The following is a 649-nucleotide window of genomic DNA, read 5'->3' on the forward strand; positions in this document are numbered from 1 at the left end:
TGAAACCGGATGCCGTCGGCCTCGGCCTGCGGCGGGCCCTGCTGGGCCCGCTGCAGTCCGCCGCGGACGGAGATTTCGATTTCCTCGAATGCGCACCGGAAAACTGGATCGGCGTCGGCGGCCGCTACGGCGAAGCCCTGCGCGAACTCAGCGCGCGCCATCCGCTGCTCTGCCACGGCCTGTCGCTGTCGCTGGGCGGCACCGAGCCGCTGGACGAGACCTTCCTCGCCCGGGTCCGCCGTTTTCTCGACGAACACCGCGTCGTCTGCTACAGCGAGCATCTGAGCTATTGCAGCGACGACGGCCACCTCTACGACCTGCTGCCGATTCCGTTCACCGAAGAAGCCGTGCGCCACGTCGCCTCGCGCGTCCGCCGCACCCAGGACCTGGTCGGGCGCCGGATCGCGATCGAGAACGCCTCCTACTACGCCGCACCGCACCAGGAGATGAGCGAGATCGAGTTCACCCTCGCCGTGCTCGCCGAAGCCGACTGCGATCTGCTGCTGGACGTCAACAACGTCTACGTCAACTCGATCAACCACCGCTACGACGCGCGCGCCTTCCTCGCCGCGATGCCGGCCGAACGCATCGCCTACCTGCACGTCGCCGGCCACTACGACGAAGCCGAGGATCTGAAGGTCGACACGCA

Annotated in this window: 1 protein-coding gene; it reads left to right on the forward strand. The window is 67.6% G+C overall.

Features of this window, described 5'->3' with window-relative positions; all coding sequences use genetic code 11:
- Nucleotides 1-649, forward strand: a 649-nt coding sequence (locus TX83_RS20675) for a DUF692 domain-containing protein (protein ID WP_064749873.1), incomplete at both ends; no start/stop codon positions are given.

It is taken from the genome of Lysobacter antibioticus HS124, from assembly GCF_000336385.2.
GTDB lineage: Bacteria > Pseudomonadota > Gammaproteobacteria > Xanthomonadales > Xanthomonadaceae > Lysobacter > Lysobacter firmicutimachus.